The 24087-nt window shown below is 48.4% G+C and carries 17 protein-coding genes; 12 read left to right on the plus strand and 5 right to left on the minus strand.

Annotated features, from left to right (window positions below):
* Window positions 1-4 precede the first annotated feature (4 nt).
* Window positions 5-490: a TspO/MBR family protein gene (locus NFC81_RS08795; RefSeq protein WP_304994110.1), complete on the plus strand. Its 486-nt coding sequence runs from the start codon at window positions 5-7 to the stop codon at window positions 488-490.
* Window positions 491-563: 73 nt separating this feature from the next.
* Here NFC81_RS08795 and NFC81_RS08800 read toward each other — a convergent pair whose 3' ends face one another.
* From NFC81_RS08800 to NFC81_RS08810, 3 genes are all read right to left on the minus strand, one after another.
* Entirely contained in the window at window positions 564-1064 is a 501-nt protein-coding gene (locus NFC81_RS08800) for a GNAT family N-acetyltransferase (RefSeq protein ID WP_304994111.1), read from the minus strand.
* A gap of 152 nt (window positions 1065-1216) precedes the next feature.
* Window positions 1217-3538 (minus strand): hypothetical protein, encoded by a 2322-nt coding sequence (locus tag NFC81_RS08805; protein ID WP_304994112.1) that lies wholly within the window; start codon window positions 3536-3538, stop codon window positions 1217-1219.
* A gap of 507 nt (window positions 3539-4045) precedes the next feature.
* Window positions 4046-6277 (minus strand): hypothetical protein, encoded by a 2232-nt coding sequence (locus NFC81_RS08810; RefSeq protein WP_304994113.1) that lies wholly within the window; start codon window positions 6275-6277, stop codon window positions 4046-4048.
* Window positions 6278-6817: 540 nt separating this feature from the next.
* Here NFC81_RS08810 and upp point away from each other — a divergent pair.
* The gene (gene upp, locus NFC81_RS08815; RefSeq protein WP_304994114.1) at window positions 6818-7444 is read left to right on the plus strand and encodes a uracil phosphoribosyltransferase; all 627 of its coding nucleotides are present in this window, start codon (window positions 6818-6820) and stop codon (window positions 7442-7444) included.
* A gap of 48 nt (window positions 7445-7492) precedes the next feature.
* Here upp and mqo read toward each other — a convergent pair whose 3' ends face one another.
* Window positions 7493-8980 carry a malate dehydrogenase (quinone) gene (gene mqo / locus NFC81_RS08820; RefSeq protein WP_304994115.1) on the minus strand — a complete coding sequence of 496 codons (1488 nt, stop codon included), beginning with the start codon at window positions 8978-8980 and terminating at the stop codon, window positions 7493-7495.
* 162 nt (window positions 8981-9142) lie between these two features.
* Between mqo and NFC81_RS08825 the strand changes: the two genes are divergently transcribed.
* From NFC81_RS08825 to NFC81_RS08840, 4 genes are all read left to right on the plus strand, one after another.
* The gene (locus NFC81_RS08825; RefSeq protein ID WP_304994116.1) at window positions 9143-10117 is read left to right on the plus strand and encodes an OmpA family protein; all 975 of its coding nucleotides are present in this window, start codon (window positions 9143-9145) and stop codon (window positions 10115-10117) included.
* Between the two features lie 153 nt (window positions 10118-10270).
* Window positions 10271-10885: a DMT family transporter gene (locus NFC81_RS08830; protein WP_304994117.1), complete on the plus strand. Its 615-nt coding sequence runs from the start codon at window positions 10271-10273 to the stop codon at window positions 10883-10885.
* Window positions 10886-11126: 241 nt separating this feature from the next.
* A complete protein-coding gene (locus NFC81_RS08835; protein WP_304994118.1) occupies window positions 11127-12455 on the plus strand; it encodes an FAD-dependent oxidoreductase in 1329 nt (442 codons plus the stop codon).
* A gap of 12 nt (window positions 12456-12467) precedes the next feature.
* On the plus strand, window positions 12468-12812 hold the full coding sequence (locus NFC81_RS08840; protein WP_304994119.1) for a hypothetical protein: 345 nt from the start codon (window positions 12468-12470) through the stop codon (window positions 12810-12812).
* Between the two features lie 215 nt (window positions 12813-13027).
* On the opposite strand, the gene nfuA is transcribed toward NFC81_RS08840, so the two are convergent.
* Entirely contained in the window at window positions 13028-13615 is a 588-nt protein-coding gene (gene nfuA / locus NFC81_RS08845) for a Fe-S biogenesis protein NfuA (protein WP_304994120.1), read from the minus strand.
* Window positions 13616-14032: 417 nt separating this feature from the next.
* Here nfuA and metH point away from each other — a divergent pair, with 417 nt between their 5' ends.
* The 6 genes from metH (at window position 14033) to NFC81_RS08875 (ending at window position 24034) form a co-directional block, all read left to right on the plus strand.
* Complete coding sequence (gene metH, locus NFC81_RS08850; RefSeq protein WP_304994121.1) at window positions 14033-17722, plus strand: methionine synthase; 3690 nt, start codon at window positions 14033-14035, stop codon at window positions 17720-17722.
* Between the two features lie 118 nt (window positions 17723-17840).
* Complete coding sequence (locus NFC81_RS08855; RefSeq protein ID WP_304994122.1) at window positions 17841-19199, plus strand: HD domain-containing phosphohydrolase; 1359 nt, start codon at window positions 17841-17843, stop codon at window positions 19197-19199.
* Window positions 19193-19438 (plus strand): DUF2970 domain-containing protein, encoded by a 246-nt coding sequence (locus NFC81_RS08860; protein ID WP_304994123.1) that lies wholly within the window; start codon window positions 19193-19195, stop codon window positions 19436-19438. The genes NFC81_RS08855 and NFC81_RS08860 overlap by 7 nt, the downstream gene beginning before the upstream one ends.
* Window positions 19439-19812: 374 nt before the next feature.
* Window positions 19813-21471, plus strand: coding sequence for a nitrite/sulfite reductase (locus NFC81_RS08865; RefSeq protein WP_304994124.1), 1659 nt, complete (start codon window positions 19813-19815; stop codon window positions 21469-21471).
* Complete coding sequence (locus tag NFC81_RS08870; RefSeq protein ID WP_304994125.1) at window positions 21461-21943, plus strand: DUF934 domain-containing protein; 483 nt, start codon at window positions 21461-21463, stop codon at window positions 21941-21943. The genes NFC81_RS08865 and NFC81_RS08870 overlap by 11 nt, the downstream gene beginning before the upstream one ends.
* A gap of 261 nt (window positions 21944-22204) precedes the next feature.
* On the plus strand, window positions 22205-24034 hold the full coding sequence (locus NFC81_RS08875; protein ID WP_304994126.1) for a cation:proton antiporter: 1830 nt from the start codon (window positions 22205-22207) through the stop codon (window positions 24032-24034).
* Window positions 24035-24087 lie beyond the last annotated feature (53 nt).

A 24087-nucleotide genomic window follows, 5' to 3' on the forward strand; every position in this document is an offset into this window, starting at 1 on the left:
CGAGATGACATTGCTGAAACAAACCATCGGCCTAGCAGGTTGGTTAGCCGCGACCTTCGCCGCAGCGGCCCTGGGGGCAATGGCGTCGGTGCGCGCGGAGTCATTTTACCTGAGCCTCGAACTGCCACGTTGGGCACCGCCGCCTTGGCTGTTTGGCCCCGTATGGAGCGCCCTATACCTGATCATTGCCATTGCGGCATGGATGGTATGGCGCGTATACGGCTTTCGCCAAGCGGGTTTCGCGCTCGGGCTGTTTCTGGTTCAGTTGGTCGCCAACGCCCTGTGGACATCGCTGTTTTTCAGTTGGCGTTTGGGCGCAGTGGCGTTTATTGAAATACTGATACTGTGGGTGCTGATCGCCGCCCTCATTGTCGCGTTTTGGCGCCTGAACAAAGTAGCCGCGCTGCTGCTTGCACCCTACTTTGCCTGGGTCAGCTTCGCTGCGGTATTAACCTACGCCACATGGACGCTCAACCCCGGAACCTTATAGGGAGCACTGCACTCTGCCCACGCCTATACTTGTGGTGCAAATCATCACTGTTCATTCACGGTACCCAAGGTAACTAAAGGTGATGGGAGAGTAGTCGGCGCATGAGTGCATTAGGCACCTCGACACCGCGAACAATAGGCACCCGCTGCTCGACCACCAGAAATCCAAACCGTTCGAAAAATAGCTGCGCCGTTCTGCTGACGTCTGAAGTAAGCTCGGTAACCTCAAGGCGTTTTGCTTCAGAAAGTAACGTCTCCATAAGAGACCTACCAATGCCTTGCCTTGGGTGCTTACCAGAGACAAAGAAGTGGTCGATGTAACCATTCTCCTGAACATCAGCGTAGCCAACCACTTCACCGTTGATCTCAGCAACAAAGGGGTTTATGCCGCTTATTCGACTCGCCCAGAGATCCTTATCCAAATCTGCAGGCGCCCAAGCATTCACCTGAACCTCGCTATAATCTCGAATAGCGATGAGGTGAATTGCTGAGTAGTAAACGTCAAACAGCGCCGCCTCTTCGCCAGGGCAAAAGCGACGGATCTGTATTGCGTTTAGCGTGTCGGATGGGTTCATGGTGTTTTTGATACTTCCCTTAGTACTACTGCATTCAACGAACGATGACGCGCCACCGATTCGCTTGAAAAATCAGAAACAGAAAGTGTCCGGTTTAGCTTGACCATGAAGGCCGCGCTATCGGCGGCCGTTAAAAATTTTCAAATAGAAGCTTAATTGTAATTAAATGCGTCTGAATAACAATTATTGAAATAATTCTTAATTTCTACTTTTTCAACATTACTTAAAGTTTTTATATACAAATTATTATTCAATGCTTTTACATCTAATACATTTTCAAATACTTGCATATTTTCACTTTCATTATTAGAATTATTACCATTTCTTATCCATACACAATCTATTTCTGCATCACTTACACTGTTTTCTTTTGAATAAAATTCAAACATTAACCAATTTTTTTCAAACGCATCATAATGATATACGTCATCGAAACTTGTGTATGCTTCATAATTATTTTGAAAATTGAATTCTCCTTTTATTTCAGATAATCTATCTTCTTGTGTTAAATATGTGAAATCGTTATAAACTAAAAATCTTCCTGTATTTGTATTGTTGTCAATCGTTTCTTCTCCAAAAACGACCGTATCCACCATTCTATCGACAGAACTATAAATTCTATACATATTAGCACTTGTTTTGTTTACAAAATCTATACTGACTTCAACATTCCCTAAAAGTGTTCTAATATCTTCTAAATCTGTATTTTCGTCTAATTCTGGCTTAATACTTTGAGATAAAGAATTACTGGTTAATGATGCAAACATATTTACCTCATTTACATTGTCATAAAATGTCACCAATTCTTCTTGACCACGTGCATTAGCCATTACAACGGTTATTGCTACTTCTGTTTGACTGTATGTTAAAGCACCTTTGTTATTTCTTTCACTAACTTCTTCTTGAATTGTTAATGTGTCATAATCATCTTTTACTACGACATAATAAGATATATCTGTTCTTACGATGTATCTTAATTCATGATTTATAACAGGCTCCATCATCAATTCAAATGAATCATCATTATTGATTTTTACAACATATTGCGTTCCATTAAAAGTACCTATTAAGAAATTGTGTGGCCCACTTACAAACCAACCATACACCGTTCCTAAACTATCAGTGTAATCAATAATTGTTCTTTCGTTTTTTGTAACTATATCAATAGCAATCAATTCTTTTTTATCAAACGATTGATTGATATACATTAATTCATTACGGCCATTCACATTAATCCATTCAATGTCATTTACGTTAGATACAATCAATTCTTTATTTAATTCTCTATCCACTGTCCAAAATGAAAATGCATTAAATCCGGTTTCTTCTTTCACTATGATAAAATCGGTTTTATTTTGTGCTTCTACAATTTCGATATTATTCATAAACGAAACAACATCATAATTTTCAGTAAATGGACTGAATATCATCAAATCAGTATTTTTAACATCAGCTACTTTATAAGAAAAAACAGTGGTTAAAAATTCATATGCATTATCACTGTAAAAATCAATTGCTTTATTATGCGTGAAAAAATCACGATCCATTACAGGCTTAATGTCTTCAATATCACTAGAAGAATTGTTATCGTTCCAATAATTAAACGTAATAGAATGATCATAATTATAAAAATCAACATTCACTTCGTTGTTTGTTGCATAACCTACGCTCATAGTCATACTTTGAGGTAAAAAGTATGTTTGAACCATATCATTAACTACATTATTATTATCATTTACAAATAAACAACGGTTTATAATTTGTGATTGTCTGTTTTCTTCTAATGCATTATTTCTCACATAACTGTGATGATACGTAAATGCATTGTTATCTTTTATTTCTTGACAATTATTTAGATTAATATTGTATTCTGCAATCGTTAATGCATCGGATACTTTTTTATTATCTAAATCAACATTCGTATTGATTGCTTTATAATTACTCAAATCTGGAATGACTGGCACAGTTTCAAGATATTTTACCGTATACACATACAAACCACTTTCGTTACCCAATGGGGTATCTATCAAATTAAAGGTATAAGTAATATTTATTTCAATAACTTCTTCATTACCCCAAAAATCTGTTTTAACCGCTTCAGCTTTTACAGGTACAGTTATTGTTTCTGCAGTTGTATGCTCAAAAGGGTACACTGCAATGATATTATCAATTAATTTTACACGATCATCGGTTGCAGACTCAATAGAATACGTCATTTCAAACCCATTGATATCATCAGTCATTTCGTTTGAATTATCTATATCTTTACGAATATCATAAATAACACTCAAATCGTTTAAATACAACGTACTCTCTATTGCTCCAAGATTTACTTCTTTAAATGAATTTTCATTTTCATCGATTGGGTTATCGTTATCGTTGTAATTATCAGAACCGTTATCTGACGAGCCGCCACTTGAATCATTACACCCTACTAGGAAAAATAGCCCGACTATTGCGAGTATCTTTTTCATTATCCTTCCTTAATTTAAAATTAGACATTCATTATATGCATTTCAAAAAATAAAATAAACTTTTTCCTTTTTATATTCTTGTGGAAATTGTAGAATGTGCGCAGAATAATTTTTTATGTAACATTTAAATAAACGCCAAAAGCTTAAAATAAGATATTACGTTCTTCACTCACTGAAAGAAGAATTAATACGAATCATCAATTACAAAACCCACTATGGACTGCATTCCGCCGTGCAAGAGTACACTAACGACTTCTGTAACCCTTGGTGACTGCACTCTGGTCTTTGGGGTTACCAAAGCTCGCTAGAATATGAACAGGGAGCCGCATAAATGAACCGGCGTCCGTTTTATCGGGGCAAGATAATTTATAGAGGCAGGATCAGTGCCCCCTCCTTTTCTATGTCATTGGCATTTTTCGGCTCTAAATCAGGCTTAGTCGCTACGATAAATGGCGTCACCGCTTACACCGATATTTTTATTTTAAAAAAACACTACTTATAGAATAGTTAATTATATGTAGAGCCGTTCGATTGACATAAATCATTAAAGTACTCCTCAATATTATATATCTCTAATTTACTATTTTTCGCTATATATAATTTATTATTTAAAGAACGAATTTCTTTTGATTTTTCAAATACATTAAACGTCTCTGTTTGATAATTGCTGTTATTCCCTTGTTTTATCCAAGAACAATCAATTTCAGTAAATCCGTTTTCTTTATTATAGGTGTCAAATATTAACCAATTTTTTGCATAACCATCATAATGGTACACATCATTATGATTTTCGTATACCGTATACTCTGAATTAAACAGTGTATTACCTTTTAAGGATTCTGCTTGTTCTGCACTTGTCAAATACGTAAATCTTGAATGTAATAAAAAACGCCCTGTATTGGTATTATTATCTGTGACTTCTTCGCCAAAAATCACATTGTTTTCAAATTGTCTTGAAGTACCATAAATTCTATTTAAAGGTGCGTGTGATTTATCCACCCAATTTATCGTTGTTTCTACATTTTCAAGTAAAGATACTATATCTTCTAAATTCATATTTATTGGTTGAATGCTTCTTGATAAGGTATTACTTGTTGGTGAAGATAATAAAACACCTGGACTATTTTTATGTTCATAAAATGTCACCAATTCTTCTTGACCACGAGAATTGGTCATTATGATTGAAATAATTGCTTCTTGAATATCATATGTTAATACTCCACGCTTATTATCTTCACTGACTTCACCATTAATTCTAAATGTATCGTAATTCGGTACATTGACAAAGTAATTATCTTTTATGTATCGTATATCATGGGTTACAACAGCTTCTATCAATACTTCAAAGCTATCTTCATTGATTTTAACAATATTATCCACGCCATTAAAATCACCTATCAGAAAGTGATGTGGCCCGTTTATAAACCAGCCATATACAGTATTTAAATTATCAGTATTTTCAATAATGATTGTTTCTGTTTTAGTCATTAAATCAACTTTCTTTAATTCTTTATTACCCATATTATTAGTCATAAAAAATATTTCATTTTTTGAATTCACTTTAATTTTTTCAACGTTATTAACGGTAGTGATTATTTCTTTATTTAACAATCTATCAACAGACCAAACAGTATATTCATTCAGGCTTGTACTTTCTTTTATTAAAAGAAAATCAGTTGTATTTAGAGTATTAATTATTTCAATGTTGTTATTGAACCCAACAGTTTCATAATTTTCTGAAAAGGGACTAAATATTACTAATTCATTATTTTTCACATCAGCCACTCTATAAGAAAAAACAGTGGTTAAAAATTTGTATTGATTATCACTGTAAAAATCAATTTTATTATTGTAAGTAAAAAAATCACGATTAAATAATGACATATCTTCTTCAATTGTTATTTGATTATTTCTATTAAAATGATCAAACTTTATAGAATGATCAAAATGGTAAAAATCTATATTAACACTATTATTATCCGTAAAACCTACGACCATATCTATTTTTTCAGGTAAAAAATATGCTTGAATAATATCATTTACAATATTATTTTCTTTAATAAACAAACAACGTTCTATCAATTGTGTATAATCTCTTTCTTCAAAATCAAGATATAAAGTAAATTCTTGATTGTTTTTCACACTTTGACAATCGGTATCTTTTATATTGTATTCAGACAGAGTTATTGAATCAGACACCATCTTATTACCTAAATCTTCATTATTATTAATCGCTTTATAATTAGTTAAATCAACTGATACAGTTGTAGCTGTTAATGGATTAACCGTATAAATATAAAGGCCACTTACATTATTTTCTGGTTTTTCAATGAAATTAATATTGTATTTTACATTAATTTCAACAAATGTATCACCATCCCACCAGTCTTCTCTATAACCATTAATTGTTATGGGCAATTCTATGGAATTTTCTATAGAATTCTCTATAGGATTTATTAGCAATACATTATCGACTAATTTTACTCTTGCGTCTGTTGACGTTGCATCGTATGTAAAAATATATTCATCTAAGTTATTATAATCTAATTCTTTATAAATATTTTTTACATCAAACATGACATTTAAATTGTTTAGATATACATTAACCTCAATATCATCCAGATCAAATATTGTTGTATCTGAAACTACTGCATTTTCATTGTCATGATCAAACACCTCTTCTTTTTTGTCATTACAGCCAATTAAAAATACAAATAATACTATGAATATTCTTTTCATTTTATTCCTTATTTGAATAATACTATAAAGCTGATTCTTTAGAGTTTTCACCTAGCAAGCTTTTTCCTCTGAATATTTTAAATGCTCCCTTATGCACCATGCCTACATCATTAAAGAGAATTCTATTTCATAAAATTTAGGTTACATCAAAACGTACACATTTGCGAAAGATCTGCTAGTCTTACTCTATGAACACGGCGTTTTCACTTAGCCAGTTGTGATTAGTTTTCGTATTCAGTTGCGGGTTAGCGGTGGTCTTTCCGCCGCTATTTGACAACGCGGCATGCCGAATGGTCGTGTAATAGAGAACATTATTCGCGCAGAGGGCTGCGCTCCTACGACAAGAACATTAGACAAATCTAACGTTAATTGTTTGGCTACCGCCCTACCGTCTTCAAGCATTGTTGCCGCGCGGCAGTGATGAAGCCGCAAGCATTGAGTTATTTTTAGACCATTACCCTTCTCATTGCAAAGGTTTTATTGGTTTGCTGAATTTTGACCCATCATGCACAATTCCAGCATCAGTAAGGAGAACCCCGCATGAACGTTATTACCGTTAATCACCCTTTGGTTAAGCACAAAATTGGTCTGATGCGCCGTGGCGACATCAGTACAAAGAATTTCCGCGAGTTAGCGGCTGAGGTCGGTAGTTTGCTGACGTACGAGGCGACGTCTGATTTAGCGACCGAGGCGGTCACCATAGAAGGCTGGAACGGGCCGGTTGATGTAGAGCAGATTCAAGGGAAGAAGATTACGGTGGTACCTATTCTGCGTGCCGGTTTGGGGATGATGGACGGTGTGTTGGAGCATTTGCCGGGGGCGCGCATCAGTGTGGTGGGTGTGTACCGCGATGAAGAGACGTTAAAGCCGGTGCATTATTTTCAGAAGCTGGCGTCTGACCTCCAAGAGCGTATTTCCATTGTGGTGGACCCTATGTTGGCCACCGGCGGTTCGATGATTGCAGCCATAGACTTATTGAAAGAGAAAGGCTGTCAGGACATTCGGGCGTTGGTGTTAGTGGCTGCGCCGGAAGGTATTAAGGCCTTGGGTGAAGCTCACCCGGATGTCACGCTGTATACGGCGGCGGTGGACTCTCACCTGAACGAACAAGGCTACATCATTCCCGGCTTAGGGGATGCTGGGGATAAGATTTTTGGAACGAAATAAAAAAGGCGGCCAGTTGGCCGCCTTTTTTATTTGAGTAGTTCAGGCTGTTTAGCGCCGCAACTGCAAGGTTTCCAGCGTGTACGCCCGCACTTGTTTCAGCAGTTCGGGTTCGTCGCGCAGGGTTTTACCGTAGGAAGGGATCATTTCCTTCATTTTGGCATCCCATTCCGGGGTTTCCAGGCGTTCTTTAAAGCAACGGCTGAGCACTTCAATCATGGCTTTTACAGCGGTCGACGCGCCGGGCGATGCGCCCAGCAAGGCGGCCAAGGAGCCATCTGAAGAAGTAACCACTTCGGTACCGAATTCCAGTTTGCCGCGTTTGGTTTTGGGGTCGTGTTTAATAATTTGCACGCGCTGCCCGGCTACGGCCAGCTTCCAGTCGTCACTTTTGGCGTCCGGGTAGAATTCACGAAGTGAGTTCATGCGGTCTTCGTGCGACTGCATGACTTCGGTCATCAGGTATTTGGTGAGGGCCATGTTGTCTACCCCGGCCGACAGCATGGGCAGTAAGTTGCCTTTGTTGACCGATTTGGGTAAGTCCAGCACCGAGCCGTTCTTCAGGAATTTGGTGGTGAAGCCGGCAAACGGACCAAACAATAAGGCGGGTTTGCCGTTGATGATGCGGGTATCCAAGTGCGGAACGGACATCGGCGGCGCACCTATGGCGGCTTTGCCGTACACCTTGGCGCGGTGTTGTTCTACGATGCTCGGGTCATCGCACACTAGCCATTGACCGCTGACGGGGAAACCGCCGTATTTCTCGGCTTCGGGGATGCCCGATTTGTGCAACAAGGGCAAGGCTGCACCACCGGCCCCTAAAAACAGGAAACGGGTGCCGATGATCTGGCTTTCGCCGGTTTCTTCGTGGCGAATTTTTAACGTCCAATGCCCTTCGGGTTGTTTGCGAATGGTCTCTACCCGGTGGCTGAGCAGTAGGTTAAATCCGTCGCTTTTTTCCAGGTTCTTCACGAGGTTGCGGGTCAAAGAGCCGAAATCCACATCGGAACCGTAGGTCACGCGTGTGGCGGCAACGGGTTCGTTCGGGTCACGGTTTTGCATGACCAACGGCATCCACTCTTTCAGTACGGCGTGGTCTTCGCTGTATTCCATGTCGCTGAACAGATGAATGGCGTGCATGGCTTCGTAGCGTTTGCGCAAGAATTCAACGTTCTTTTCGCCCCAAACAAAGCTGAGGTGCGGTACGGGGTTAATGAATTGACTGGGTTCAGGCAAGGCGCCTTTCTTCACGAGGTAAGACCAGAACTGCAAGCTGCGCTCAAACGCACCGTTGATGTCAAAGGCTTTGCTGAGGTCCAGGCTGCCGTCGTCTTTTTCAGGTGTGTAATTGAGTTCGCAATAGGCCGCGTGGCCAGTGCCTGCGTTGTTCATGCCATCGGAGCTTTCCATGGCCACGGCATCGAGCTTTTCGATCATGGTGATCGTTAAGGATGGGTCGAGATGTTTGAGTAAATTCCCAAGTGTGGCGCTCATTGCGCCCGCCCCTACCAGTATTACATCGGCCATTTTCGTGGTCACAGTACACTCCCGGAATTATAGATGGCGCGAGTATAATACAAAGCGCGTGAAGGCTGGAAAGTCCTTGTGCAAACGCTTACAAATAGTCGCTATAAAGCAGGCAAATATCATTCTATGGTCTACATTGTTAACTACGTAACCAATTGTTAAGGCTAAGAGACTATGAATGGCAGTCAGGCATCCATCATTGGTGCGATAGCGGCTATCGCGCTTGGCAGTGTGGCGGGGTATTTTTACTACGCCGGTGAGCAGTATAAAACCGAGCGGGACCAGCTGCGGCAGAGCAATCAGATGCTGTCGCTGAACCAGCAACAGGCGGTGCGCGAGCAGGATGATCTGCGCAACCGCGTGGTGACGCTGGAATCGCGCCTCAGCCAAACCGATGCACAGCGTACGGCGGCGATCCGCGAACTAGAACAACAACTAGCACAGGCCCAACAAGAGCTGGAAGCCACGCGGCAAACTCTGGCGCAGGTACGGGCGGATTATGAACGCACGTCGGCCATGGGAAGTGACGCCGATGCGCTGTTGAGTTCGTTGCGTGAGGAGTTAGCCGCAGCGCGCGAACAGGCTGCAGCGCAAGAAGCGAAGATTGAGGAGCAGCGAGCAGCGCTGGAGGAGCAACAACAACAGGTGAGCCAATTAGCCAGCCGCTTAAACGAAGAACAGCAGGCGTTGGACGAGTTGCAAAGCACCTTGGAATTGCTCGACTCTGAACGTCAGCAATTAGTGGAGCGTTTGGACAGCGGCACCACCATCATTAAGTTGCCGGAACGCGTGTTGTTTGCGTCCGGTTCGGCTGAATTGAATGAAGACTCAGTGGCGACCTTACGCGAAGTTGTTCGGGCACTGGGCAGTTTCCCCGACTATCGGATCTCCGTGTTAGGCCATACGGATTCTCGTACCATTACCCGCGAGCTGGCCGTGCTCTACCCCACTAACTGGGAACTGAGTGCGGCACGAGCAACGGCGGCGGTGCGGGAAATGATTCGCATGGGCGCACCGCGTGATCGCATGCGAGCCGTGGGCATGGCGGATACACAACCGTTGGCAGCAGAGGTGGATGAAGCCACACGGCGGCAGAACCGGCGTATTGAGATTGTATTAGAGCCGCCGTTGTCGGTGGTGCCGCTATAGGGCGGGTGTTTACACCCGCAACATTTCGGCAGGTGCTTTTTCTCTACGAGCAGACCTGCCTTACCGTGTCACATAACCGTTTTGCATGCTTAGTATAAATATCTTTCCTTATCGCTAGCTCCGGCCTTTGCGCATAATGCGTGCTTTGCAGTATTGGAGCATGGCGATGTCTTGGGTGGCCTATACCCTGTTTGCGGCGTTGATGCAGTCGGTGCGCTGGGCGCGTTGATTGCGATACCGCTGTCGTTGGGCGGTTGGCTGTCGGTGTTGGTCGGTATGGCGGGCATTGTGGCACTGTCGTTGCCGGAAGAGTTCAAGCGTGTGAAGGCGTGGCTGACACCGGCCACCGGCTTGGGGCTGTTGTCGGGGTTCTGTTTTGCCCTCACCGCGCTGAGCATTCACTACAGCAGTCGGCAATTGAGTTTACCTCCAGTGCATGCCGCAGGTGTGGTGCTGGTGAGCATGATGATCATGCAATTGGTCCTGATGACGGTTTGGCTGGCGTGGCGCGAGCCGGGGTTGTTTCGGCAGATTCCGCAACACCTGGGCTGGGCGGTATTCATTGGTTTAACCAGTGCGTTGGGGTCGATTGGTTGGTACACCGCCATGAGCTTACAGAACCCGGCGTTGGTGAAAACACTGGGGCAAGTCGAGTTCTTTTTTACGCTGTTTATTACCTGGCGGCTGTTTAAAGAGCCCATTCGCGGCAAGGAATGGGTGGGGATGGGTTTGATTCTGGCCAGTGTGATTCTGCTATTGAGAGTTTGAAAACTCCCTTTTCTCAAGCTAGCGTTGTTAAAAAAGCCCTCAAATGCTCACTTACAATGAGTAAGCTGTGCGTTCTCGGGATTTTTTGCCTAGCTAGCTTTTCGCCTCTGGAATTTTCTTTTTTGTCCCTTTTCTCAAACCATAAACACTGATCCAGGTCAATATTAGACTTTTGTTGTATATATTATTATGTATTTATTTATTAGATTTAAATAATACTAACAACGCAAAGGTCACCGCCATGAAAGATACCTCGCCCGGCACCTTTCGGCTTTCTCGCCGCAACCTCATGAAATTCGGCCTCAGTGCGGGTGCACTGGGGATGGTTCCCGCCGCCAGTACGCTAGCCAAAACCAATAACGTGCGTGGTCGCATAGTCATTGTTGGCGCGGGTGCGGGCGGCATTGCTCTTGCCAACCGCTTGGCCCGCCGTCTCCCGTTAGCCGAAATTACGCTAATTGATAGCCGCACAGCACACACCTACCAGCCCGGACTGACGTTGGTAGCTTCCGGCTTATGGCACCCCAATGACGTGATGAGCCAAAATAACCGATGGGTGCCAAGCAGCATCAACTGGATACAGGCGCAGGTGAGTACGTTTGAGCCAGAGTCCAAGCGCGTAGTGTTAAGTAATGGCCAAACTCTTGGTTATGACTTCCTCGTGGTCGCCACCGGCTTGCAGGTCAACTACGACCACATTGAAGGCTTTTCTCATGACATGATTGGTGAACATGGCATTGGCTGCGTTTACGACAGCCGCGACAACGCGATGAAAACCAATACCATGATCGATCAGTGGATCAACAAGGGCTCTGGTAAGGGTATTTTTACCCTCGCCCCTACCCCCATCAAATGTGCCGGTGCGCCATTAAAAATGGCGTTCACTACATTGTCTCGGCTGGAAAATACCGGGCGCAGAGATCAGTACGACGTGCACTTTTACGCACCGGGAAACCGCGTATTTGGCCTCGATTACTACAACGACTTTGTGAAGCAGCGCTGGGACGACCAAGGCGTTACGCGCCACGATTTCCATAAACTTGTCGCCCTGGACGCCCCTGCTCGCAAAGCACGGTTTGAGCGCACCGATGGTACCGTGCATGAAACCGACTATGAGTTCATCCATGTCGTTCCCCCGATGAGCGCGCCCGACCCGGTTCGACAAAGCGACTTGGTCTGGCAAGACGGCCCGTTTGCCGGCAATTGGTTGGATGTAGACCAGCATACGATGCAGCACAACCGCTACCCTGAGGTGTTTGGGTTGGGCGATGTGATCGGCGCGCCAGTGAACAAAACTGCGGCCAGTGTAAAAATGCAAACGCCCGTCGTGGAGGAAAACCTCATTGCGGTTATGCAGGGCCAAGCGCTCACAGCCAGCCACAACGGCTACACCTCTTGCCCGCTGATCACCGGGATTGGCAAGGCCATGTTGGTGGAGTTTGGCTACAACGGCGTGATGCTGCCCTCTTTCCCTTTTATAGACCCGAAAGACGAGTCTTGGGCCGTATGGGTGATGAAAGAGCAAATGTTGAAACCCGCATACTACGCCATGCTTGATGGCCGCATTTAGGGGAGAATGGTTATGGGTATTTCTGGAATTTTGACCGTACTGTGGTACACCGCATTGCCGTTCTTAACGTGGATTGTGTTGGCTGTGGCCTTGCTTGTAGGGGTGCAGGTGATTGCACGCACCAGCGGCTATCGTACGCGGGAATGCCAATGCCGAAAGGCATTGTGGGTGAGTATTGCCGTTGGTTTGCTGTCGATCGTAGTGGTGCCGTTCTTAACCGGTTCGCAGCTTAGTATGGTGACAACGGTATTTGACTGGGTGACGTTGTTGGGTATCGCGGTGGGTGTGGGGGTTTATGCTTGGTTGGTGCTGCACCCCGTCTGGTTTATTACCCGACGGCATGTGCAGCCAGCCTAGACATCAACCCACTGCAAATGGTGGTCTAGAAGCGTTACGAGCGAAGCTCTGACAAGGCAAAATTTTAATAAAATAGGGAGCCCACTCAATGTAGGTGAGCAGTTTTATCAGGCCCCTCCTTGGGCCTGACCCCTGCGGGGTTGGCATGCAAAATCGTTCCAGACGATCTTGTTGGAGAATTTTAACGCTGCCAGAGTGAGCGTAGTAGTTTCTAGCTACATATAGGCGTTTTCAGTCTGGCTATGGTCTGTAACATCACGCACGCCGGTTAGCTCTGGAATACGCTCCTGCAGCGTTTTTTCCACGCCTTCTTTCAGCGTTAAATCGACCGCACTGCAACCTTGGCAACCACCGCCAAACTTCAACACGGCAACCATGTCTTTCGTGATTTCCACCAAAGACACTTCACCGCCGTGTGACGCCAAGCCGGGGTTGATTTCGGTGTGCAACACGTAGTTGATGCGCTCGTTGATCGGGCTGTCAGACGACACCTTGGGCATTTTTGCGTTCGGCGCTTTGATGGTTAACTGGCCGCCCATCTTGTCTTCTTGAAAGTCGACTTCCGCTTCTTCCAAGTACGGCAGGCTGTTCTCTTCCAGGTACAGGGAGATGTGCTCTAACTCAAAATGGTGGTCGGTTGCCTTTTCTTCGCCGGGACGGCAATACGCCAAGCAGGTTTCGGCGTATTTGGTGCCGGGCTGGGTCACAAAAATACGCACAGCCATACCTTCAACGTTCTGGCGTTCCAACAGCCCGGCAAGGTATTTTTGTGCGCCAAGCGATACGGACACTACACTGCTCATACAATCATCTCTGAAGGATTATGAATTCGATGGGGGGATTGTACCTAATGCGGAGAGAGAACTGAATACCTGATTAATATACTAGGTTATTGTGAGGGTGTTCTATCCCGTAGGAGGCCAGCCCTCTGGCCGGACAATCGCGCAGGGGGCTGCTTTCCTACGGAAGAGCAAAGCGTTATATCTAGGGACGGCAAGGATGCCGGAGGTAGAGCGATGCAGGAGCAATTGCCGAGGACGCTGTTGCCCGTCATCCGTCAAACATTCGGCCAGAGGGCTGGCCTCCTACGGTTGATTGGCGGTATGGAGGCATACCCCGAGAGCCCGCGACTTTTCAAGCACTTGAAATTACACTTTAACTATATCAAAGTTTTTTGATATAGTTGTCAAACATTTTACCCACCGCTTTCGAGAGACGTTATGACTGATCGCAGTACTCGCATCCAACAGCTCCACCAAGCCATTAAGGAACGCATACTGATCCTCGACGGCGGCATGGGCTCGCTGATTCAGTCACACAGCTTGGAAGAAAAAGACTACCGCGGCGAGCGCTTCGCCGATTACCACCGCGACATCAAAGGCAACAATGACCTGCTCACCATCACCCAGCCTGCGGTGATTGAAGGCATTTACCGCCAGTATCTCGATGCCGGTGCTGACATCATTGAAACCAATACGTTCAACTCTACCCGCGTGTCGCAAGCGGACTACGGCATGGAAGACTTGGCCTACGAACTGAACAAAGCCGGGGCGGAACTGTGCCGCCGCGTGGCCGACGCCAAAACCTTAGAAACACCCGACAAACCACGTTGGGTTACCGGTGTGGTAGGGCCAACGAGCCGCACCCTGTCGATTTCACCCGACGTGAATAACCCCGCGTTCCGCAACGTGTCGTTCGACGAATTGGTCGAAAACTACGTGGAAGCCACCAAAGGCTTGATCGAAGGCGGCGCCGACCTGATTTTGATCGAAACCATTTTTGATACTTTGAACGCCAAGGCGGCCATTTTTGCCGTGCAGCAAGCGTTTGAAGACACCGGCATTGAACTGCCGATTATGATTTCCGGCACCATCACCGATGCCTCCGGCCGCACACTTTCGGGCCAAACCACCGAAGCCTTCTGGTATTCCGTGAAGCACGCCAAACCTCTGTCGATTGGCTTGAACTGCGCCTTGGGCCCGGATGAACTGCGCCAATACGTTGAGGCGCTGTCGGACATCGCCGACACCTATGTGTCCGCCCACCCGAACGCTGGCTTGCCCAACGAATTCGGCGAATACGACTTACAAGCCGACCAGATGGTGGTGACCATTAAGGACTTCGCTGAAAGCGGCTTCCTGAACATCGTCGGTGGCTGCTGCGGTACTACGCCAGCGCACATCAAAGCCATGGCCGACGCCATGCCTAATTACAAGCCGCGTAAGATCCCCGAGATCACCCCTCGCCTGCGCTTGAGCGGCTTGGAGCCTTTTGTCGACGAAGACAACATCATCTTCATCAACGTGGGTGAGCGCACCAACGTGACGGGCTCGGCCAAGTTCCGCCGCCTGATCAAAGAAGAAGAGTACGACGAGGCACTGACCGTCGCCCGTGAGCAAGTCGACAACGGCGCGCAGATCATCGACATCAACATGGACGAAGGCATGTTGGATTCGAAAGAAGCCATGACGCATTACCTCAACCTCATCGCTTCCGAGCCCGACATCAGCCGTGTGCCCATCATGCTCGACTCCTCCAAGTGGGAAGTCATTGAAGCCGGCCTGAAGCACGTACAAGGCAAGGCCATTGTTAACTCCATTTCCATGAAGGAAGGCGAAGAAGCCTTCTTGAAACACGCTCGCCTGTGCATGCGTTATGGCGCGGCCGTGGTGGTGATGGCGTTTGACGAAGTGGGCCAAGCCGACACTGCTGCCCGTAAGCGCGAAATCTGTCAGCGCAGCTATGAGTTGTTGGTCGGCATCGGTTTTCCGCCAGAAGACATCATTTTCGACCCCAATATTTTCGCCATTGCTACCGGCATTGAAGAGCACAACAACTACGCGGTGGACTTCATCGAAGCCACGCGCTGGATTCGCAAGAACCTGCCCTACGCGTCCATCAGCGGCGGTGTGTCGAACGTGTCGTTCTCGTTCCGGGGTAACGACAAGGTGCGCGAAGCCATTCACTCGGTGTTCCTGTACCACGCCATCAAGGCCGGTATGAACATGGGTATCGTAAACGCCGGTCAGTTGGTGGTGTACGACGACATTCCATCCGAGCTGAAAGAAGCCGTGGAAGACGTGGTACTGAACCGCCGCGAAGACGGCACCGACCGCCTGTTGGAACTGGCCGAACGCTATAAAGGTGAAGGCGGCGCAGTGCGCGTGGAAGACTTGAGCTGGCGCGAACAGCCGGTGAACAAGCGCATTGAGCACGCGCTGGTGAAAGGCTTGACGCAGTTTATCATTGAAGACACCGAAGAAGCCCGGCAACAAGCCACCCGCCCCATCGAAGTGATTGAAGGGCCGTTGATGGACGGCATGAACGTGGTGGGTGACCTGTTCGGCGCGGGTAAAATGTTCCTGCCCCAGGTGGTAAAGTCAGCCCGCGTTATGAAGCAAGCCGTGGCGCACTTGATCCCTTACATCGAAGCGGAAAAGTCCGCTGCCTCAAAGCCCAAGGGCAAGATTTTGATGGCGACAGTGAAAGGCGACGTACACGACATCGGCAAGAACATCGTCGGCGTGGTGTTGCAGTGCAACAACTTTGAAGTGGTCGATTTGGGCGTTATGGTGCCCGCCGAAACCATTTTGAAAACAGCGCGTGAGCAGAACTGCGACATCATCGGCTTGAGTGGTTTGATCACCCCGTCGTTGGATGAAATGGTGCACCTCGCCAAAGAGATGCAACGGCAGAAATTCCAGTTGCCGTTGATGATCGGCGGCGCGACCACCTCGAAAGCGCACACGGCGGTTAAAATAGAACCGCAGTACCAGAATGATGTAACGGTGTACGTGCCCGACGCTTCGCGTGCGGTTTCCGTCGCACAACGACTGTTGAGTGAAACCGGAAAAGCGGAATACTGGCAAGAACTGCAAGACGAATACGGCAAGGTGCGCGAGCGTAATAAAAACCGTAAGTCACAAGCCATGATCACCTACGAGCAAGCCTGCGCCAACGGCCTGCAACTGGATTTCAGCGACTACACCCCGCCCGCGCCCAAGAAGCCTGGCCTGCATGTATTGCGTGACTATCCATTGGAAGAACTGGTGGACTACATCGACTGGACGCCGTTCTTCATTACGTGGGAACTGCACGGCAAGTACCCGCGCATTTTCGACGACAAAGTGATTGGCGAAGAAGCGAAAAAGCTGTTTGCCGACGCGCAAGCCATGTTGAAAAAGCTGGTCAGCGAGAAGCGTTTGAAGGCGCAAGCGGTGTTTGCCCTGTGGCCTGCAAACCGCACCGGCCCGGACACCATCACGGTGTACGCCGACGAAGCGCGCACGCAGCCGATCAAAGAGCTGTTTCACCTGCGCCAGCAAACGCAGAAACCGGAAGGTCGCCCGAATATGTCGCTGGCGGATTTTGTGGCCCCGGTCGGCACACCCGACTACATCGGTGGTTTTGTGGTGAACACCGGCATGGGCGCCGATGAGATCACCGCCGAATACGAAGCACAACATGACGACTACAACTCCATCATGGTGAAAGCCTTGGCCGACCGCATGGCGGAAGCCTTTGCAGAAAAACTGCATGAAATGGTGCGGAAAGACTACTGGGGTTACGCCACCGATGAAGCACTCAGCAATGAAGAGCTGATCAAAGAGCGTTACCACGGCATTCGCCCGGCACCCGGCTACCCTGCTTGCCCTGATCATACCGAAAAACGTTCGTTGTTCGACTTGTTGAACGCGGAAGAAAACGCCCAAGTCACGCTAACGGATTCGTTTGCCATGTGGCCTGCTTCGGCGGTTAGCGGCTGGTATTTCAGTCACCCGCAGTCGGATTATTTTGGTTTGGGCAAGGTGCAACAAGACCAAATCATTGACTTGGCAGAACGCAAAGGCATGGAGCTGGATATTTTAGAGCGTTGGCTGAGCCCGGCATTGGGGTATGAGCCGAAGTAATTTGCACACTGTTACGTCATATAAACGTCATGCCTGATATTGGAGTTTTAAGATTGGCTAAATCGGATTAACCGACTAATCTTGGAGCATCTACTCAGGCAAAAATCAGGACGTTTTTATGCCGCAGAACAACAGCAGCGCCATGAGTGCTTTAGCGCTCAATATGGCGCGTGTCAGTGAAGAGCTGGGTATCGTTACACTCGAGCGCATTGTGGATGCAGAAGATGGACTGCTCTTCGCTGCTGGTCATAAACTGACCCAAGAAAATCTCCAACGTATCGCCAAAGGCGAACTGCAGAAGCCGCTGATTGACTCCATTCGGCTGAGCCATGCCCTGAGCGCTGCGGATGTCTTCGAGGACCTGCAACAGCAGATCAACAAGTCAGAAGACCTCGCCACGCTGGTCAACTCCACTTTCGATACGCGGAACGTTCAAACACTGGCCGCCTTTCTCGGCCAGTTGCCGCGCTTATTGGACTGGATGACCTTGCTGCAAAAGTGCTATCCATCGCTGTACCAACAAAGCCTGTTCTGTGCCATCACCGGTGCCGTGCTGGCTTTCCACATGGGCCAAAATAAACCCTTCCAACAAGGTGCTTTTGTGGCCGGGCTTTGCCATGACCTCGGTGTGCTGTGTCTGCATGAAGACGTACTGGATAACAAAGATGATCCGGAAAAACGCGAGATATACCAACAACATCCACTGTTGGCCGGGTTACTGCTGCAGCGGGTTGAGAAGATGCCTAGCCTGATTATTCGGGCGACAGAAGAGTCACATGAACGTTGCGATGGCAGCGGCTTCCCAAACCAGAAAAGCGCAGAGTCGCTGTCGCAACTCGGTCAAGTTGTTGCCATGACAGACTTGCTGTGGGATTTGCTGACGGTGCGTCTCTGGCCGCAAGGTATGACCATTGGGCACGCACGACATATTTTGCACATCACCAGTGACGCACATTTCCGCAATACCTATGAGGCGCTGACCAAAGGGCTGAGCAAAGCGCAAGTGAAGTCATTCTTGGTGACACCGGAAGATCAACTGCCTGCTCTCTTACAGCAATCACTGGCGTCGGTGGATCAACTGAACCAGTGCTACATGTCACTGTATGCCATGGTGACGGCGCTCCCGCGAGACAAACCGTCCAAGCTGATGGCGTCGTGCTACCACTCTCTGGCGGCCATTCACCGCGCGGTTAACAGTGCTGGCGTGCTGACGTCAGAACATTACGAGTGGTTGCAAGAGTTGAAAGACAGTGACATTTCACCCGCCGTGGGCGAAGAGTTGGAAACCGCAGCGCTGTTCCATGTTGCATTACGTTGGGAGTTATCACGGTTGCTCGACAACCTACAACACATATACCATAGCGAGCGAAAATTACTGAAGTCGGATGTTGTGAACCTGCTGAACGTGGGCTTGCAAGGCATCAAAGACTTTCAGCAAGACCGCTTACATAATCAGATAGGCTTGTTGCTATGGTAGAAGACAATACGTTAGAGCCCCAGAAGGCCGCTAACCCGCCCGGACAGCCCAGCTGGTGGCGTGTCATCAAAAGTGTGCTGGCCGCGTTTTTGGGTGTGCAGTCCAAGAAGAATTGGGAAGAAGATTCGAAAAGTTCTTCGCCCTTGCGCTTCATCGTGGTGGGATTGATTTTGGGCTTTCTGTTCTTCGCCCTGATGTTCTTGCTGGTGTATATCGTGTCGTTGTTTATCGACGTTTAACGCGTTATTCGGGCATAAAAAAAGGGCCGTTGGCCCTTTTTTTATGCTTCATACACTTACGCGCCAGCAACCCAAAAAATGATAGCCGCGGCGATCACAACAATGACGACCGTCGCAACGATAGAGTCAGCTTGGCTGTCGGTGAACTTAGTTGGCTTGCCCATAATGCATTCCTTCCACTTCAGAAAATATAATGCAGGGTATGATAGCTGCCGTAAGATGCGCGTCAACCTATACAGCACCCCTTAGCGAAAATATCACTATCGCTTATGCAAAATTCGCAGACAAATATGAATATTTAATCTTTTTCCTTATAAGGCTCCTCTGTTATCGTGGCGCCTCAGTAATTCAGCCGACTTTTACGGGCCCAGTACATGTACGTATACGATGATTATGATCAGCAACTGGTTGACGAGCGTGTTAACCAGTTTCGTGAGCAAACCAACCGCTATCTGGCGGGTGGCTTGAAAGAAGAAGAATTCTTGCCTCTGCGTTTGCAGAATGGCCTGTATGTACAGCGCCATGCACCGATGCTGCGTATCGCCATCCCCTACGGCATGTTGTCTTCCACACAATTGGTTAAGCTGGCTGACATCGCCGACAAGTACGACCGTGGCTATGGGCATTTCAGTACCCGGCAGAACATCCAGCTGAACTGGCCAACGTTAGAGAGCGTGCCAGACATCTTGGCTGAGTTGGCATCGGTACAGATGCATGCTATCCAAACCAGCGGCAACTGCATTCGTAACACTACTACTGACCAGTTTGCCGGTGTATTGGCCGACGAAGTGGTTGATCCCCGTCCGTATTGTGAGTTGATCCGTCAGTGGTCAACCTTTCATCCTGAGTTCGCGTTCTTACCGCGTAAGTTCAAGATTGCAGTGAACAGCGCCACCAGCACCGACCGTGCGGCCATCCAAGTGCATGACATCGGTGTTCAGATCGTCCGTAATGCGGCGAATGAAGTGGGTTACCGTGTGTATGTGGGCGGCGGCTTGGGCCGTACGCCGATGGTCGGCCAAGTGATTACTGAATTCTTGCCTGAACAGCACTTGCTGACCTACCTCGAAGCCATTGTGCGGGTATACAACCAGCACGGTCGCCGCGACAACAAGTATAAGGCACGTATCAAGATTCTGGTTAAAGCCTTGGGAATTGAAGCCTTCCGTGCTCGGGTTGATGCCGAGTGGGCGCACTTGAAAGACGGCACAGGAACGTTGACCCAAGCCGAAATTGATCGCGTTGCTAAGCATTTCAGTGCGCCTGATTACGACACGACGCTGAGCGCCAATGACGCCGCCGTAGAAGAACTGAAAGCCAGCAGCAAAGGTTTCCGCAACTGGGTTGAGCGCAACACCACAGCGCACAAGGTACCGGGTTACACGGCGGTGACGTTGTCGCTGAAGAAAACCGGCATTGCGCCGGGCGACATCTATTCGAAACAGATGCGTGCGGCGGCAAAACTGGCTGACGAATTCAGCTTCAGCGAGCTGCGCGTCAGCCACTTCCAAAACCTGATTTTGGCCGATGTGAAAATTAAGGATTTACCTGCTTTATGGGAAGCCGCCAAAGCTAACGGTTTTGCCACCCCGAACATTGGCACGCTGACCGACATCATTTGCTGCCCCGGCGGCGACTTCTGCTCGCTGGCGAATGCGAAGTCCATTCCTATTGCTGAGCAGATTCAGGCACGGTTTGAAGACTTGGATTACCTCTACGACTTGGGCGACATCGAGTTGAATATTTCCGGTTGCATGAACGCCTGCGGGCACCACCATATCGGTCACATAGGCATTCTTGGCGTGGATAAAAAAGGCGAAGAGTTCTATCAGGTGTCCTTGGGTGGCTCGTCCAACCAAAACGCCGCCATCGGTAAGATTCTAGGCCCTTCGTTTAAAGCCGACGAAATGGCTGACGTGGTTGAAAAACTGATCAATGTGTACGTCGAAAAACGCACTGACGAAGAGTTGTTTACCGATACCGTTGCCCGCTTGGGCATCACCCCATTTAAGGAGCGTGTTTATGCTGCCTAATCTGATTCTGAACGATGCTGCGGTCAGTGACAACTACACCGTGGTGAGCCCGGACGACGCTGTTCCGGCAGCCGGAGATGTGATTCTGCCTTTGGCGCTGTGGGCTGAGCAAGGCGCTGACTTGCGTGCTTCCGGGCGTAAAGTCGGTGTTTGGCTGGCCAGCGATCAGTTGGCAGAAGACTTGAGCGACAGCGTGAAGAGCGCCGATGTAATTGCCATTGAATTCCCGAAGTTCGCAGATGGCCGTGGCTTTTCTACCGCCTACTTGGTGCGTAACCGCCTGGGTTATACCGGTGAGTTGCGGGCGATTGGGGACTTCTTGTTGGACCAGTTGTTCTTTCTGCGCCGTGTGGGTTTCAATGCGTTTCGCATTCCGGAAGACAAGTGCATTGAAAAGGGCTTGGAGCTGCTGAATCCGATCAATGTGCGCTATCAAGCCTCCACCGACGGTGTAGGGATCAGGCTCGCCTGAAATGTGCATGTGGGCGCAGAAGGCCAGCGCTCTGGCCGAATGCCCAACCCGTAGGGCGGATATTTATACCCGCAATGCATACGGCGGATGACGCTTCGCTCTTCCGCCGTATGTTAGAATGCCCAACCCGTAGGAGGCCAGCCCTCTGGCCAACATTCGCGCAGAGGGCTGCGCTCCTACGGAAGAGCGTAACGACATCCACACCTCTCCTCTTTCCTGCTATTCTTTGAATAATTATCCGTTCCATAGGAATCTTCAGTCTTGGAATCCGTTGTTCTGCAAGGCATCGCCTTCCTACTCGCCGCCGTACTCGCACCCACGTTATTCAAGCGCTTAGGTTTCGGCACCGCCGTTGGCTATCTGTTTGCCGGCGTGCTGATTGGCCCCTCGGGCTTACGTATTTTCGACGACGCCGAATCCGTCATGGATGTCGCCCAGCTAGGCGTGGTGTTGCTGTTGTTTGTGATCGGCTTGGACACTCGCCTGTCGCGGCTCGTCGCCATGCGGCGCGACATTCTGCTGCTGGGTAATGGCCAAGTGTGGATCACGGCCGTGGTGCTGGCTGCCATCGCTTATGCCTTTGGTTTGAACGTGTCGGCGGCCATTGTGGTCGGTTTCGCCTTTGCCTTGTCGGGCACCGCCATTGCACTGCAATTGTTGGATGAACGCGGTGATATGTCGCGGCCGTACGGTCAGCGCGGGTTCGCCGTACTGCTCACGCAAGATTTACTCACCGTGCCCATGCTGGCGCTGATTCCCATCTTTCTGATCGGTACAGGTGCTGCCAGCCGCACCGGCAGCGCCATTGGCGATACCGCGCTGGCCTTGGCGGTGATCGGCGGCATTGTGTTGGTCGGCCGTTATTTGATTGACTACCTGTTTCGTATTCTGGCCACGGCGGGTGCCCGCGAGGTAATGACGTCGGCGGCCTTACTGGTGGTGGTCAGCGCTGCCTTGGCGGCAAGCTATGCAGGCTTATCAATGGCACTGGGGGCTTTTCTGGCTGGGGTTATGCTGGCCGGATCGTCTTACCGGCATCAATTGCAAGCGGACGTTGAGCCCTTTCGTGGACTGCTCTTAGCTCTGTTCTTTATGAGCATTGGCATGCTGATCGACGTGATTGAGGTGTGGCTGCATGCCGGGCTAATTGGCTTGATGCTGGTCACCTATTTGCTGCTTAAAATCTCTTTGGCGGCTCTGCTGGCACGCTTTGCCGGTTCGACTTGGGCAGACGCCCTGCGCTTCGGGTTGCTGTTGAGTGCTGCGGGTGAGTTCTCGTTTGTGCTGGTGCCCTTGATTGCCGGACAAAACCTGATCGACGCACAAACGACGAACATGCTGATCGCCATTGCGGCGTTGTCCATGGTGGTTACGCCACCTCTGGCGGTTTTCGGTGAGCGCTTGCTGAAACGCCTGACCCGACCGGAAAAAGCGCCAGAAGAAGACTTCAGTGCGGTGAATGGCTCTGCCTTGATCGTGGGTTTCGGGCGGTTCGGCCAAATCGCTTCGCAGTTGTTGTTGGCGGAAGGTATTGATGCCACCTTGATCGATGCTAAACCGGAGCGTATTCGAGCGGCAGCACGGTTTGGTTTTAAGGTGTATTACGGGCAAGGCACGAACTTGGACATGCTGCGCGCTGCGGGGGCGGAACAAGCGCGGCTGATATTGGTGTGTGTGGATGATCCCGATGAGTCGCTGGCAATTTGCCGCATGATACGTGGTGCCTTCCCCAACGTTAAACTGCACGCTCGGGCTTATGACCGCGCGCACGCCATTGCATTGACCAATGCCGGTGTCGACTATCAGATTCGGGAAACCTTTGAGTCAGCCATTGTGGCCGGACGCACCATGTTGGAAACCTTGGGCGTGCCCTCTGAGCGCGCCCGCCAGACAGAACGCGATGTACGCCACCGCGACCTTGAGCGCTTGGAACTGCAGCGCCTGCAAGGCATTGATGCGGGCAGCGACTTCTTGCATCAAAACGCCTTGCAGCCTGAGCCGTTAAAACAGCCGGATCATGAGGCGCAGTCGCTGAACGCGGAAGCGGATGAGATTCTCCACCAAGAGTCGCAACAAGGCACTGCCTCATAGGGCATACCTGCCCTAACCATACTATGCGGGTGCTTTCTCATAAGGGCACACCT

The sequence above is a fragment of the Salinispirillum sp. LH 10-3-1 genome, assembly GCF_030643825.1.
Lineage (GTDB): Bacteria > Pseudomonadota > Gammaproteobacteria > Pseudomonadales > Natronospirillaceae > Salinispirillum.

Coding starts and splice junctions, on each gene's coding strand:
- metH (WP_304994121.1), top strand. CDS start 14,033: ATGACTGATCGCAGTACTCGCATCCAACAGCTCCACCAAGCCATTAAG.
- NFC81_RS08805 (WP_304994112.1), bottom strand. CDS start 3,538: ATGAAAAAGATACTCGCAATAGTCGGGCTATTTTTCCTAGTAGGGTGT.
- NFC81_RS08800 (WP_304994111.1), bottom strand. CDS start 1,064: ATGAACCCATCCGACACGCTAAACGCAATACAGATCCGTCGCTTTTGC.
- NFC81_RS08835 (WP_304994118.1), top strand. CDS start 11,127: ATGAAAGATACCTCGCCCGGCACCTTTCGGCTTTCTCGCCGCAACCTC.
- NFC81_RS08825 (WP_304994116.1), top strand. CDS start 9,143: ATGAATGGCAGTCAGGCATCCATCATTGGTGCGATAGCGGCTATCGCG.
- upp (WP_304994114.1), top strand. CDS start 6,818: ATGAACGTTATTACCGTTAATCACCCTTTGGTTAAGCACAAAATTGGT.
- NFC81_RS08810 (WP_304994113.1), bottom strand. CDS start 6,277: ATGAAAAGAATATTCATAGTATTATTTGTATTTTTAATTGGCTGTAAT.
- nfuA (WP_304994120.1), bottom strand. CDS start 13,615: ATGAGCAGTGTAGTGTCCGTATCGCTTGGCGCACAAAAATACCTTGCC.
- NFC81_RS08865 (WP_304994124.1), top strand. CDS start 19,813: ATGTACGTATACGATGATTATGATCAGCAACTGGTTGACGAGCGTGTT.
- NFC81_RS08795 (WP_304994110.1), top strand. CDS start 5: ATGACATTGCTGAAACAAACCATCGGCCTAGCAGGTTGGTTAGCCGCG.
- NFC81_RS08840 (WP_304994119.1), top strand. CDS start 12,468: ATGGGTATTTCTGGAATTTTGACCGTACTGTGGTACACCGCATTGCCG.
- NFC81_RS08855 (WP_304994122.1), top strand. CDS start 17,841: ATGCCGCAGAACAACAGCAGCGCCATGAGTGCTTTAGCGCTCAATATG.
- NFC81_RS08860 (WP_304994123.1), top strand. CDS start 19,193: ATGGTAGAAGACAATACGTTAGAGCCCCAGAAGGCCGCTAACCCGCCC.
- NFC81_RS08870 (WP_304994125.1), top strand. CDS start 21,461: ATGCTGCCTAATCTGATTCTGAACGATGCTGCGGTCAGTGACAACTAC.